The sequence below is a fragment of the Streptomyces sp. NPDC001914 genome (assembly GCF_042891215.1).
GTDB lineage: Bacteria > Actinomycetota > Actinomycetes > Streptomycetales > Streptomycetaceae > Streptomyces.
The window spans coordinates 66,116-78,318 of record NZ_JBIASW010000015.1 but is presented as its reverse complement, the minus strand read 5'-3'; the positions used below and the strand labels follow the sequence as shown (position 1 = coordinate 78,318).

Here is a 12,203-nt window from a genome sequence, read left to right as displayed (position 1 = left end):
GTTCTGCGCCGAACCATGCCGCGCTGAGCCGGGCCACGCCGTGCTGCGTGGCGGGGCGCGGCGCCTTTGCCCGCTCTTTACAACCCGGTCCGCCGCCCGCTCGTCTCTCCGCTCGATCCGTGACCGGCCCGCCGTTCCACCGGCGGGCGGACCGACGAAAGAGAGCGATCCATGCGCCGAACCGTTTTCAGTGCCACGGCACTCGCGTGCACCGCCGTGCTGGTGGGCACGGTGCCCGCGTTCGCCGACGGGGCCTCCCCGCGCCCCTCCACCCGACCGAGCGTCACCGCGGCCCCGGCCCCCGCGAGCCCCACCGCGGCCCCCGCCCCGGCGAGCCCCACCGCGACCCGGGCGCCCTCCGCCGTTCCCAGCGCCGCGCCGACGCGGGCGCCGGCTTCACGGCAGGTCTCCGTCCGGCCGAACGGAGCGCCCGACACCGGGGTGACGCCGACCGCGACGCCGTCCTCCGGCCCGGCGGCCGGGCTGGTCGGCGGGAGCGCCGCCGCCGTGTTCGCCGCGGGCGCTGGCGTCCTCGCCGTACGCCGTCGGCGGGCGACCGGGGAATGACGCCCCTCTCCAGGCGCGCGTTCGTCACCACGGCGGCGGCCGTGTTGCTCGCGGGCTGCGGCGGCCACCCGGCCACCGTGTCCACGCACCCGCGGCCCGGCGGCACGTCCGCGACCGCACGGCCGGGCGGCACGTCCACGGTCGCGCGGCCCGCCGGGAAACCGCCGCGTGCGATGGCGCGTTCGGTGCCGGTCGGGCTGCGGATACCCGCCATCGGGGTCGACACCCCGCTGACGCGGCTCGGGCTGGCCCCGGACGGCAGTGCGCAGGTGCCCCCGGTCACGGCACACGACCGGGCCGGCTGGTACCGGTACTCGCCGACGCCGGGCCGGCCGGGCCCGTCGGTGATCCTCGGCCACGTCACGGTCGGCTCGTACGGCGACGGCGTGTTCCGTCACCTCGCGCGCCTGCGCCGCGGCGACCGGATCGTCGTACGTCTGGAGAACGGCAGGTCGGCCGGGTTCACCGTCGACGAGGTCCGTACGGTCGCCAAGGCCGACTTCCCGTCGGAGGCGGTCTACGGCGACGTGGACCGCCCGGAGCTGCGGCTCATCACCTGCGGAGGTCCCCGCTCCGCAGGCGGCTACCGCGACAACGTGATCGTGTTCGCGGCGCTGACCTCCGCGAGCCCCTGACCCCTGGCCGGCTGTCCGGGATCCTGGGCCGGCGGACCGTACCCCCGCGGCCCGGGATCCTTGCGCTCCCGGCACCGTCACGACCATGGAGAATGTTGAAAGGGTCCCGTGAGAGGGCGGCGTCCGAGCTGTTCGCCGCCCTCTATCCGCGCCTCGCCGGCTGGTGCCGCCGTCTCGTCGACGACGACGGGACGGCCCACGAGATCGCCTCGGAGGCGTTCACCCGGCTCTGGTCCCGCTGGACCACCGTGGCCGAGCCGCGGGGGTTCCTCTACGTGACGGCGGCCAACCTCGTCCGGGACCACTGGCGCAAGCTGGAGCGGGAGCGCAGGGCCGTGCGCCGGGCCACCGCCGAGGTCGTCGTCGGCCCGCCGAACGAGCAGGCCGATCCGTCCGTGCGCCTGCTCGTGCAGTCGCTGCCCGAACGGCTGCGCGTCCCGATCCTGCTGCACTACTACGCTGACATGCCGATCCGGGAGGTGGCCGCGCTGACCGGGCGCAAGGAAGGAACGATCAAGGCCGATCTCCACGCGGCCCGCGAAATGCTCCGCGCCCACCTGAGGAGAAGTCTTGATCGCACAGTCTGACGACGGTCCGGACTTCGGCCCCGACGACCCGCTCGCCGTCATCATGCGGCCCCCGTCCGAGTACCTCTCGCCGCCGCCCGGCCGCTACGAGGCGATCCGCAGGGGCGCGTCCCGCCGCCGGCTGCTGCGCGCCGCGGCCGGGGCCGCGGTGGCGTGTGCCCTCGGGGTGCTCGTCGTGCTGCCGCTCCGGTCGGCCGCGCCCGGGGCGCCCGGGGCGCCCGTGTCCCCGGTGGCGCCGCTGGCCCCGCCGCCCGCGAGCGGCCCCCCGGCCGAGCCCACTCCGTCGGTCTCGCCCGGACGCACCGGCCCCCGCCCCGGTGCGACCGGCTCCTCGCGCCGGACCGCGCCTCCCGCCGCCGCGTCCACGCCCCGGACGACCGGTGTGCCCACCCGCACTCCGTCGGGCGCGCGGACCTCCGCGCCCGCGAGCGCGGGACCGTCCGCCGTCCGGACCGGGGCCGTGCCCACACCGTCCGGGGCGGACCAGAGGTGACCGTCCAGGGTGGACCAGAGGTGACCGTCGGGGGCCGGTGACAGGGTTGGCCGGCACCCATAAAGCAGTCCTTCAACACCCATAAGTCGTGCTTATGAGGTCATAGCCTGGACCCGCCTACCGACTTAGGTTTGCCTCAGTTTAGGCTTCCCGTCGAGTCCTCTGCCCCTGCTCGAAGGGAATCTGATCATGCCTCGCCCTCTGCGGGTAGCCATTGTCGGAGCCGGCCCCGCCGGAATCTACGCCGCCGACGCGCTGCTGAAATCCGCAGTGGCCGCCGAGCCCGGTGTCTCCATCGACCTGTTCGAGCGGATGCCGGCCCCGTTCGGTCTCATCCGTTACGGCGTCGCCCCCGATCACCCCCGGATCAAGGGCATCATCACCGCCCTGCACCAGGTGCTCGACAAGCCGCAGATCCGCCTCTTCGGCAACGTCGACTACCCGCGCGACATCAACCTCGACGATCTGCGCGCCTTCTACGACGCGGTGATCTTCTCGACCGGCGCGACGGCCGACCGGGCCCTCGACATTCCCGGCATCGACCTCGACGGCTCGTACGGCGCGGCGGACTTCGTCTCCTGGTACGACGGTCACCCGGACGTTCCGCGCACCTGGCCGCTGGAGGCCGAGAAGGTCGCCGTCCTCGGTGTCGGCAACGTCGCCCTGGACGTGGCCCGCGTCCTGGCCAAGACCGCGGACGAGCTGCTGCCCACCGAGATCCCGCCGAACGTGTACGAGGGACTCAAGGCCAACAAGGCCCTGGAAGTGCACGTCTTCGGCCGCCGGGGTCCGGCGCAGGCGAAGTTCAGCCCGATGGAACTGCGCGAGCTGGACCACTCGCCGAACATCGAGGTCATCGTCGACCCCGAGGACATCGACTACGACGAGGGCTCGATCGCCACGCGGCGCGGCAACAAGCAGGCCGACATGGTCGCCAAGACCCTGGAGAACTGGGCGATCCGCGACACCGGCGACCGCCCGCACAAGCTGTTCCTGCACTTCTTCGAGTCGCCCACCGAGATCCTCGGCGAGAACGGCGAGGTCGTCGGTCTGCGCACCGAGCGCACCGCCCTCGACGGCACCGGGAACGTCAAGGGCACCGGCGAGTTCAAGGACTGGGACGTCAGCGCGGTCTACCGCGCGGTGGGCTACCTCTCCGACAGCCTGGCCAAGCTGCCCTGGGACGTCGAGTCGGGCACGGTGCCGGACGCGGCCGGCCGGGTGCTGGAGGACACCGGCGAGCACCTGAAGTCCACGTACGTCACCGGGTGGATCCGGCGTGGCCCCATCGGTCTGATCGGTCACACCAAGGGCGACGCCAACGAGACGGTCGCGAGCCTGCTCGACGACCACGCGAACGGCCGTCTGCTCGCGCCCACTTCGCCCGAGCCGGAGGCCGTCGACGCCTTCCTCGGTGAGCGCGACGTCCGTTTCACCACGTGGGAGGGCTGGTACAAGCTCGACGCCGCGGAGAAGGCGCTGGGCGAACCGCAGGGCCGCGAGCGCGTGAAGCTCGTCGAGCGCGAGGACATGCTGCGGGAGAGCGGCGCCTGAGTCGCCGGAGCCCCGGACGGGGGCGGTTTTGAACGCGTTCAAGTCGGGGCGTACGCTCCCGGTATGAGCGACAGAGCCGCCCTGCTCCGGGGCATCCGTGTCTGGCTTGCCTTCTTCGTCGTCAGCCTGGTGCTGAGCGGCGCCACGGCCTTCCCGCTGGTGCACGAACTGCACTGGACCGAGGACCTGCTCCGGGTCCTGTCCGTGCCGGAGCACCTGCCCGCACTGACGGACTGGATCGAGCGCGTGCGCCGCGGCCTCGACTCCGCCGACGCCCAATACCCCTTCCTGCTCTACGGAACGGACTGGCTGGCGTTCGCGCATCTCGTCATCGCGGTCGCGTTCTACGGCCCGTACCGCGATCCGGTCCGCAACATCTGGGTCGTCGAGTTCGGGATGATCGCCTGCGCGGGCATCGTCCCGCTGGCCCTGATCTGCGGACCGATCCGCGGGATCCCGTTCTGGTGGACGGTCGTCGACATGTCCTTCGGGATCTTCGGGGTGATCCCGCTGTACGTCGTCCGGAAGAAGATCAAGCGTCTGGAGGCGCTCGGCGCCGGCCCGGTGCCCGTGCCGGCGCCCGCCGTCTGACGCCCGGTTCAGTCCCCGCGCAGGGCGGTCAGCGCGTCGATCCGGTTGGTCGTGATCGAGTCGACCCCCGCGTCGAGCAGACGGCGCATGGAGCGGCGGGTGTCCGGCGTCCACACGGACAGCAGGTGCCCGCCGCGGTGGACGCGGGCCACGAGCCCTGGACTCACCAGCGGGAAGCGGTAGTTGAGCCAGCGCGGGCGTACGGCGTCGAGCAGGCCCGGGCGCGGCGGGGCCAGGCTCGTCCAGGTCAGCGCGATCTCCGCGGACGCGTCGGCGGCCCGCACCGCGAGCATGGCGGGGGCCGACGCGCAGTAGTACACGCGCTCCCCGGCCCCGCACGCCCGCACCACGTCCACGACCTCGCGCGCGACCCGCACGTCCACCGCTCCCGGCAGATCGACCATGACCCTGCTGTCGCCGGTCGCCCCGAGCGCCTCCGCCAGCGTGGGCACACCGCCCGCCGTGAGTCCGCGCACCTCGTCGCCGGAGAGCGAACCCAGCGGCAGGTCGTGTCCCCACAGACGCCTGAGCGTCGCGTCGTGCAGCAGGACGGGTACGCGGTCGCGCGTCAGCCGTACGTCGATCTCGACGGCGTCCGCGCCCCCTCGGAGCGCGGAACGCAGTGAGTCGATCGTGTTCTCACGGACGCGATAGGGGTCGCCGCGGTGGGCGACTGCGGTCACGGTGCGCATGGGGCCATTGTGACCTGGTCAGAGCGCGAGCCAGCTCGCCGCGTACGTGTCGATCTCCGCGGCGAGTTCGGCCTTCTCCGCCGCGCCCAGGAACGAGGCCTCCACCGCGTTCCTGGCGAGCCCGGCGACGCCCTGTTCGTCGAGGCCGAGGAGGCGGGCGGTGACCGCGTACTCGGTGTTCAGGTCGGTGCCGAACATCGGCGGGTCGTCCGAGTTGACGGTGACCGTCACACCGGCCGCCACGAACTCCTTGACGGGGTGTTCGTCGAGGGTGCGGACGGCACGGGTGGCGATGTTCGAGGTCGGGCAGACCTCCAGCGCGATGCCGTGCTCGGCGAGATGGGCGAGCAGCCGCGGGTCCCGGGCGGAACTCGTGCCGTGGCCGATGCGCTCGGCGCCGAGGACGTTCAGCGCGTCCCAGACCGTCTCCGGGCCCGTCGTCTCACCGGCGTGCGGCACCGACCGCAGTCCGGCCGCGCGGGCACGGTCGAAGTAGGGCTTGAACTGGGGCCTCGGCACGCCGATCTCGGGGCCGCCGAGCCCGAAGGAGACGAGCCCCTCCGGCCGCAGCCGGTCGTCGGTCGCGAGCCGCACGGTCTCCTCGGCGGCCTCCAGGCCGGCCTCGCCCGGGATGTCGAAGCACCAGCGCAGGACGACACCGAGATCCGCCTCGGCGGCCTTGCGGGCGTCCTCGATCGCGTCCATGAAGGCGCGCTCGTCGATTCCGCGCCGGGTGGACGACCACGGAGTGATCGTCAGTTCGGCGTAGCGCACCTGCTGACGGGCCATGTCGCGGGCGACCTCGTACGTCAGCAGCCGTACGTCCTCGGGCGTGCGGATGAGGTCGACGACGGACAGGTACACCTCGATGAAGTGGGCGAAGTCCGTGAACGTGAAGTAGTCCGCCAGCGCTTCGGGGTCGGTGGGCACCCGGGAGTCGGGGTGGCGGGCGGCGAGCTCGGACACGATGCGCGGGGAGGCGGATCCGACGTGGTGGACGTGCAGTTCGGCCTTGGGCAGCCCGGCGATGAAGGTGCGCAGGTCGCGGGCGTCTTCGTGTGCGGTGATGTGCTCGGTCAACGGGTTCCTCCCCGGAGCGGCGTCCCTGGGCCGGGTTGGGCGGGACGCGGGTGATCGGCTGATCGACGGTTCGGGATCATCGTAGGCGGCGTGCGTCGCCCGGGCCCGGTGTGCCCCGCGTGGAGCGAGCGGGCCGCGGTGCGAGGGAGATTCGCGGAGCGGCTCGGGCCGTAGCATGACGGAACGTACGAGAGAGGGGACTCGCACATGTCCGACGACGCCCAGAGGCCGGCGGCCCCGCGCGACGCGGGTGCGTGGGCTCCGCCGGGAGGCGGAACCCCGGTGTCCGCGCGGAGCGGGTCACCCGAGGAGAGCGGAGTGCCGGGTTCGGGCCCGGCCGAGGACGCGACCCCCGGGGCGGATCACGCCCCGACGCCCGGTCCGGACCGTGCGACCCCCGCGGCCGGCTCCGATCACGCGGCTCCCGCGGTCGGCTCGCCTCACGGGACCCCCGCGGCCGGCTCCGATCACGTGACACCTGCGGCCGCCTCGCCTCACGCGAGTCCCGCGGCCGGCTCCGATCACGTGACACCTGCGGCCGGCTCGCCTCACGCGAGTCCCGCGGCCGGCTCCGATCACGTGACACGTGCGGTCGGCTCGGCCCACGCGACTCCCGCGGCCGGCTCGCTTCACGCGACCCCCGCGGCCGGCTCCGATCACGCGACACCCGCTCCCGGCACGCCCCACGCGACACCCGCTCCCGGCACGCCCCATGCGGCCCCCGCCGCCGGCTCGCCTCACGCGGCCCCCGCCGCCGGCCCCGGCTGGGCGGTGCCTCGACCGGACGACGGCGGGGACGGCGGTCGCGATGGGCGTCGGGGCAGTGGTTCGGGTGCCGGCCTGGGCGGTGGCCGGGGTGCCGAGGCCGGCTCCGGGCCCGAGGAGGCCGCGCTGTGGGTGGACAGGGCGTTCGACGCCCGGCCGGGAGACGCGGGACCTCCGGCGGGCGGCGCGGCCGCTCCCTCCGTGCCCGCGCAGGGCCCCGGCCCCGACGCCCGGATCTCCCTCGGGAAGCCCGGCCCCGGCCCCCGGTCCGCGTCCGACCCCTGGGCTCCGCCGGAGGAGATCGCCTCGTCCGGCGGGAACGTACGGGGGAGTGCCGCGCCCCCTCCGGCGTACGGGCTGCCGACGATCACCTCGCTGCCCGGCGCCGCACCGGTGCCGCCCGGAGCCGGAAACCCCGGCGGGCCTTGGGGCGACCCCTTCGCGCCGCCGGCGCCCCGCACCCCCTACCCGCAGCCCGTCCCCGGCGAGCCCGTCCCCCCGCCGCCGATCGCCCCCGGCGGCCCCGGCGTCCCGTACGGCTACGGCGGCTACCCGCAGTACCCCGGCTTTCCCGCCGGTGCCGGCTACCCGGGCGCGCCGGGTTACGGCTGGCCCGTGAGGCAGCCCATGCCGAGCAACGGGCTGGGAACGGCCGGGCTGGTGCTGGGCATCATCGCGGCGGTCCTGTTCATCGTGTGGCCGCTGGCGATCGTGCTGGGCGTCCTCGCCGTGATCTTCGGCCTCATCGGCGGGGCCAAGGCCCGTCGCGGTGAGGCCACGAACCCCGGGCAGGCGCTGGCCGGGGTCATCTGCGGAACCGTCGGGCTGGTCCTCGCGGTCGTCGTGCTCGTCCTCGTCATCGTCAACGCCTCGGACGAGGACCGCCGCGGCGGCACCGGCGGCGACGACGGCTTCTCCACGTCCCTGGTGATACCCCGGCGGTGAACCGGTCCCGTGCCCGGCTCACCCGTGAAAGGGCCCGTGGCGGGCTCACCCGTGGAAGGACCCGTGGTCGGCACGCGCTCGGCCGGGACGGTCGGCACGCGCTCGGCCCGATCCACGGTCGGCGCGCGGGTGGTCCGGTCTCCGGCCGGCACGAGGGTGGTCCGGTCTCCGGCCGGCGTCCCCGCGTACCGCCCCGGCCGCGGTGTCAGCCGGTCGGCTTCGGCGGCGTTTCCTCCTGCTCCGTCGTCCCGCCGCGGCCCCCGGGGTGGCGCAGGGCGCACAGGAAGCCGACGGCGAGCGCGATCGCCATGCCGTAGAAGACCCACTGATTGGCCTCGGCGAAATCCATCCGGACGTCCGACATCACCTCGCGCATGGTCGAGGCGGCCGCGCCCGTACCCGTCGGTTGACTCGCGTCCGCGTTGCCCGTGACGGCCTGGGCGATGTCGTCGGCGACGTCGTGGGCCCTGGCCGAGGACAGGCCGTGGGACGTGAGCGTCGAGACGACGTTCTCCGTCGTCCTGTGCGTCAGGATCGTCCCGAAGACGGCCAGGCCGACACTGGCCGCGTAGTTGCGGACGGTCTGGGTGATGCCGGTGACCTCACCGTAGGAGGCCCCGATGGACCGGTTGACGGCGTCGGTGGACGCGGGCGCCAGGATGAACCCGATCCCGGCTCCCGCGAGGGCGACGTAGGGCCACTGGTCGTGCATGGACAGGTCGGTCAGCTTGCCGGCCCAGAGGTAGAACCCGACCGCGCCCAGGATGGTGCCGATCTTCAGGGCGGGCCGCGGTCCCTGCCGGTCGAGCATGCGTCCGCCCCACTGGGAGGCGATGGCAAAGCCCGCGAAGAAGTACAGCAGGTAGAGCGCCGCCTGGTTGGGGGAGGCGCTGAGGGAGACCTGCGCGTACACCGAGGCGAAGAAGAAGACCGGGACGAAGGCCAGCATGGCGAAGAAGAGCACCAGGGCGTCCACGGTGAACGCCTTGTCCCGGAAGACCTCCAGGTTGACCAGCGGATGGAGACGGTCCCGTTCGTAGCGGCAGAACGCGACCAGGACGAGGAGGCCGCCCACGATGCAGACCCAGGTCGCCACGCTGTCCCAGCCCCAGAATCCGGCCTGCTGGAAGCCGAGCACGCTCACGCCCATGCCCACCGCGATGAGCACGGCCCCGACGACGTCCAGCGACTCGTCGCGCCGCCGGTCGGGGATGTGCGCCAGCACGGTCAGGACGAGCGCCACCACGGCGACGGGCACGTTGACCCAGAAGATCGCCCGCCAGGTCCACGCCGTGAGCCAGCCGCCCAGCAGCGGCCCGATGGCCGTCAGCGCTCCCGACAGTCCGAAGAACAGCGCCAGGGCCCGGCCGCGCCGCTCCACGGGGAACACGGCCACGACCACGGCCAGTGCCGCGGGGAACAGGAGGGCGGCCCCCAGTCCCTGGGTCGCCCTGAAGACGATCAGCCAGGTCTGGGCGAAGTCCCCCTTGGGCACACAGCCGCACAGCACCGACGAGACGACGAAGACCAGGGTGCCGACGATCACGACGCGGCGTGGCCCGAGCAGGTCGGCGAGCCGCCCGCCGAGGGCGAAGAAGGCGGCCAGCGACAGCAGGTAGGCGTTCACCACCCACTGCATGCCGGACGCCGAGAGCCCCAGCTCGCGGACGATGTCCGGCGCCGCGATGGAGACGATCGTCTGGTCGATGAACGTCATCGCCACCGCGAACAGCATCGCCGCCAGTGCCAGCGACTGGCGTGGCGCGCGGGACGCGCTGGACGGGACGTGGTTCTGCTCTGCGTACATGCCACTCACACGGACAGTTTTGGCCGGTCAGGATGCCGCCGCATCCCGTACCGCCACCCGCAGGGGCGGCCGCCCCGGCATCCGGGGACCGCCGCCCCGATCCCGCACCCCGCCCCCGGGCCCGGTTTCTAGGCGTCCGTCGCCGCGGGCGCGTCCGCGGAGCGCAGCCGCTCGCGTGCCTCCATCAGGGCGAACCCCAGCAGGTTCTCGCCGCGCCAGCGGCGGGGGTCGAAGGCACCCTCGTCGTTCGCGGCGAGTCCGATGCCCCAGACCCGGTCCATGGGGCTCGCCTCCACCAGTACCCGCCCGCCCGTGCCCAGCAGGAACGCCCGCAGGCCGGGGTCGGCGGAGAACTTGTGGACGCTGCCCTCGACGACGATCCGGAACCGCTCGCGCCGCCAGACGGTCTCGTCGAAGCCGCGCACCAGCCGCCCGGCCTTCTTGGCGAGCGCGGGGTTCGCCGCGCCGACGGCCTGCCGCTCGGCCTCGGCGTCACGGAAGAGGCGCGCCTTGGACGCCATCATCCAGTGCTCGGCCGTGGCGTAGGCGACCCCTTCGGCCACGAAGGGTGACGGCCACCACTGGCTGAGACAGCTCGGTCCCACCGAGCCGTCCGGCCTCGGGCGGTGCCCCCAGAAGTGCAGGTACTTCACCGGCGTCCCCGCCTCGACAGCACTGATCAGCGCGTCCCGCGTATCGATCGTCCCCATGCACGCCACTTTGGCACGCACCACTGACACACCGTCCCGCCTTTTCCGGGAGGACTCGACACCTGGTCAAAGGATTCCGTCGCGTAACCAAAAGGCAACAACGGAATCACTTGTTGGAGTCCCTTTGCTCTGCCAGGATCGGCACTCAAATCGAGCTGGAGCTACGCCGACCCCCGTCTCGACGGGGAGGACGGCGGAGGAGAGCGACATGCACAATCCGGGCCATCGCTTCCAGGCGCAGGAACGCCTCGCGGACGGCGCGCAGTTCATCGGAGGCCGTCTCACCCAGGGCACCTCCGGCCGCACGCACGCGGTCGTCGACCCCGCCACCGGCGAGGAGGTGTACACCTACGAGCTGGCGAGCACCGCCGACGTGGACGCGGCCGTCGCCGCCGCACGCGCGGCCTTCCCCGGCTGGGCGGCCACCACCCCCGGGGAGCGGTCCGACCTGCTGCACCGGTTCGCCGCCGTGCTCGCCGAGCGGGCCGAGGAGTTCGCCCAGGCCGAGTCGCTGCAGTGCGGAAAGCCCCTCAAGCTGACCCGCGAGTTCGACGTCCCGGGAACCATCGACAACACCGCGTTCTTCGCGGGCGCGGCCCGGCATCTGCAGGGCCAGTCGGCCGGTGAGTACTCCGGCGACCACACCTCGTACGTGCGCCGCGAGCCCATCGGGGTCGTCGGTTCCATCGCGCCCTGGAACTACCCGCTCCAGATGGCCGCCTGGAAGATCCTCCCGGCGATCGCGGCAGGCAACACGATCGTGCTGAAGCCCGCCGAGCTGACCCCGCTGACCTCCCTGCTCTTCGCCGAGGCGGCCACCCACGCGGGCATCCCGGACGGTGTCGTCAACGTCGTCACGGGTCTCGGCAAGGAAGCCGGTGAACACCTCGTCGGCCACCCCGACGTCGTCATGACGTCCTTCACCGGGTCGACCGCCGTCGGCAAGCGCGTCGCCGAGATCGCCACCGCGACCGTCAAGCGCCTCCACCTGGAACTCGGCGGCAAGGCCCCCTTCCTCGTCTTCGACGACGCGGATCTGGAGGCCGCCGTGCACGGCGCGGTCGCCGGCTCGCTCATCAACACCGGCCAGGACTGCACGGCCGCCACGCGCGCGTACGTGCAACGGCCGCTCTACGACGCGTTCGTCGAGCGCACCGCCGCCCTGATGGCGAGCGTCCGCGTGGGCGACCCGTTCGCGTCCGGCACCGATCTCGGCCCGCTGATCTCGCACGCTCAGCGCGACCGCGTCGCCGGATTCGTCGACCGGGCCCGCGGCTACGCGCGCGTGGTCACCGGCGGCGAGGCTCCCCAGGGAGAACTCAAGAGCGGCGCCTACTACGCGCCCACGCTCGTCGCCGACGCCGCGCAGGACAGCGAGATCGTCCAGGCCGAGATCTTCGGCCCGGTGCTCGTGGTGCTGCCCTTCGACACCGACGACGAGGGCATCGCGCTGGCCAACGACACACCGTACGGACTGGCCGCCTCCGCCTGGAGCCGCGACGTCTACCGGGCCAACCGCGCGACCCGCGAGATCAAGGCCGGCTGCGTGTGGGTCAACGACCACATTCCGATCATCAGCGAGATGCCGCACGGCGGTTACAAGGCATCCGGCTTCGGAAAGGACATGTCCGCCTACTCCTTCGAGGAGTACACACAGGTCAAGCACGTCATGTTCGACAACACCGCGGTCGCCAGGAAGGACTGGCACCGCACGGTCTTCGGGGACCGGCCGTAGGCGTTCACCGCCCACGGCCCTGTGGCAGACCAGGCCGCGACC

11 protein-coding genes and 1 pseudogene are annotated in these 12,203 nt (G+C 73.1%); 8 read left to right on the top strand and 4 right to left on the bottom strand.

What is annotated here, in order from left to right; all coding sequences use genetic code 11:
* Window positions 1-171 precede the first annotated feature (171 nt).
* From ACFYYF_RS32490 to ACFYYF_RS32465, 6 genes are all read left to right on the top strand, one after another.
* The gene (locus ACFYYF_RS32490) at window positions 172-567 is read left to right on the top strand and encodes a sortase-dependent protein (protein ID WP_388781046.1); all 396 of its coding nucleotides are present in this window, start codon (window positions 172-174) and stop codon (window positions 565-567) included.
* Window positions 564-1,202 carry a class F sortase gene (locus tag ACFYYF_RS32485; RefSeq protein WP_388781045.1) on the top strand — a complete coding sequence of 213 codons (639 nt, stop codon included), beginning with the start codon at window positions 564-566 and terminating at the stop codon, window positions 1,200-1,202. Before ACFYYF_RS32490 ends, ACFYYF_RS32485 begins: the two co-directional genes overlap by 4 nt.
* A 95-nt stretch (window positions 1,203-1,297) precedes the next feature.
* Window positions 1,298-1,789 (top strand): RNA polymerase sigma factor, encoded by a 492-nt coding sequence (locus ACFYYF_RS32480; protein ID WP_388781112.1) that lies wholly within the window; start codon window positions 1,298-1,300, stop codon window positions 1,787-1,789.
* Entirely contained in the window at window positions 1,773-2,282 is a 510-nt protein-coding gene (locus tag ACFYYF_RS32475; protein WP_388781044.1) for a hypothetical protein, read from the top strand. The genes ACFYYF_RS32480 and ACFYYF_RS32475 overlap by 17 nt, the downstream gene beginning before the upstream one ends.
* 189 nt (window positions 2,283-2,471) lie before the next feature.
* A complete protein-coding gene (locus ACFYYF_RS32470) occupies window positions 2,472-3,836 on the top strand; it encodes an FAD-dependent oxidoreductase (RefSeq protein WP_388781043.1) in 1,365 nt (454 codons plus the stop codon).
* Between the two features lie 63 nt (window positions 3,837-3,899).
* On the top strand, window positions 3,900-4,427 hold the full coding sequence (locus tag ACFYYF_RS32465; RefSeq protein WP_388781042.1) for a hypothetical protein: 528 nt from the start codon (window positions 3,900-3,902) through the stop codon (window positions 4,425-4,427).
* 8 nt (window positions 4,428-4,435) lie between these two features.
* On the opposite strand, the gene ACFYYF_RS32460 is transcribed toward ACFYYF_RS32465, so the two are convergent.
* Window positions 4,436-5,119 carry a glycerophosphodiester phosphodiesterase gene (locus ACFYYF_RS32460; protein ID WP_388781041.1) on the bottom strand — a complete coding sequence of 228 codons (684 nt, stop codon included), beginning with the start codon at window positions 5,117-5,119 and terminating at the stop codon, window positions 4,436-4,438.
* Window positions 5,120-5,137: 18 nt separating this feature from the next.
* Window positions 5,138-6,286, bottom strand: a pseudogene (locus ACFYYF_RS32455) (adenosine deaminase); the annotation flags it as partial.
* Window positions 6,287-7,096: 810 nt separating this feature from the next.
* Between ACFYYF_RS32455 and ACFYYF_RS32450 the strand changes: the two are divergent.
* Complete coding sequence (locus tag ACFYYF_RS32450) at window positions 7,097-7,909, top strand: DUF4190 domain-containing protein (RefSeq protein WP_388781040.1); 813 nt, start codon at window positions 7,097-7,099, stop codon at window positions 7,907-7,909.
* 205 nt (window positions 7,910-8,114) lie between these two features.
* Here ACFYYF_RS32450 and ACFYYF_RS32445 read toward each other — a convergent pair whose 3' ends face one another.
* Window positions 8,115-9,716, bottom strand: a complete 1,602-nt coding sequence (locus ACFYYF_RS32445) for an MFS transporter (RefSeq protein WP_388781110.1) — start codon at window positions 9,714-9,716, stop codon at window positions 8,115-8,117.
* Window positions 9,717-9,844: 128 nt separating this feature from the next.
* Window positions 9,845-10,426 carry an NADAR family protein gene (locus ACFYYF_RS32440; protein WP_388781039.1) on the bottom strand — a complete coding sequence of 194 codons (582 nt, stop codon included), beginning with the start codon at window positions 10,424-10,426 and terminating at the stop codon, window positions 9,845-9,847.
* Window positions 10,427-10,634: 208 nt separating this feature from the next.
* Between ACFYYF_RS32440 and ACFYYF_RS32435 the strand changes: the two genes are divergently transcribed.
* Complete coding sequence (locus ACFYYF_RS32435; protein ID WP_388781038.1) at window positions 10,635-12,161, top strand: gamma-aminobutyraldehyde dehydrogenase; 1,527 nt, start codon at window positions 10,635-10,637, stop codon at window positions 12,159-12,161.
* Window positions 12,162-12,203: the final 42 nt, after the last annotated feature.

Bases quoted from the DNA above. Each gene is read 5' to 3' on its own strand.
- ACFYYF_RS32445 (WP_388781110.1), bottom strand. From the start codon at position 9,716: ATGTACGCAGAGCAGAACCACGTCCCGTCCAGCGCGTCCCGCGCGCCA.
- ACFYYF_RS32465 (WP_388781042.1), top strand. From the start codon at position 3,900: ATGAGCGACAGAGCCGCCCTGCTCCGGGGCATCCGTGTCTGGCTTGCC.
- ACFYYF_RS32440 (WP_388781039.1), bottom strand. From the start codon at position 10,426: ATGGGGACGATCGATACGCGGGACGCGCTGATCAGTGCTGTCGAGGCG.
- ACFYYF_RS32460 (WP_388781041.1), bottom strand. From the start codon at position 5,119: ATGCGCACCGTGACCGCAGTCGCCCACCGCGGCGACCCCTATCGCGTC.
- ACFYYF_RS32485 (WP_388781045.1), top strand. From the start codon at position 564: ATGACGCCCCTCTCCAGGCGCGCGTTCGTCACCACGGCGGCGGCCGTG.
- ACFYYF_RS32435 (WP_388781038.1), top strand. From the start codon at position 10,635: ATGCACAATCCGGGCCATCGCTTCCAGGCGCAGGAACGCCTCGCGGAC.
- ACFYYF_RS32490 (WP_388781046.1), top strand. From the start codon at position 172: ATGCGCCGAACCGTTTTCAGTGCCACGGCACTCGCGTGCACCGCCGTG.
- ACFYYF_RS32470 (WP_388781043.1), top strand. From the start codon at position 2,472: ATGCCTCGCCCTCTGCGGGTAGCCATTGTCGGAGCCGGCCCCGCCGGA.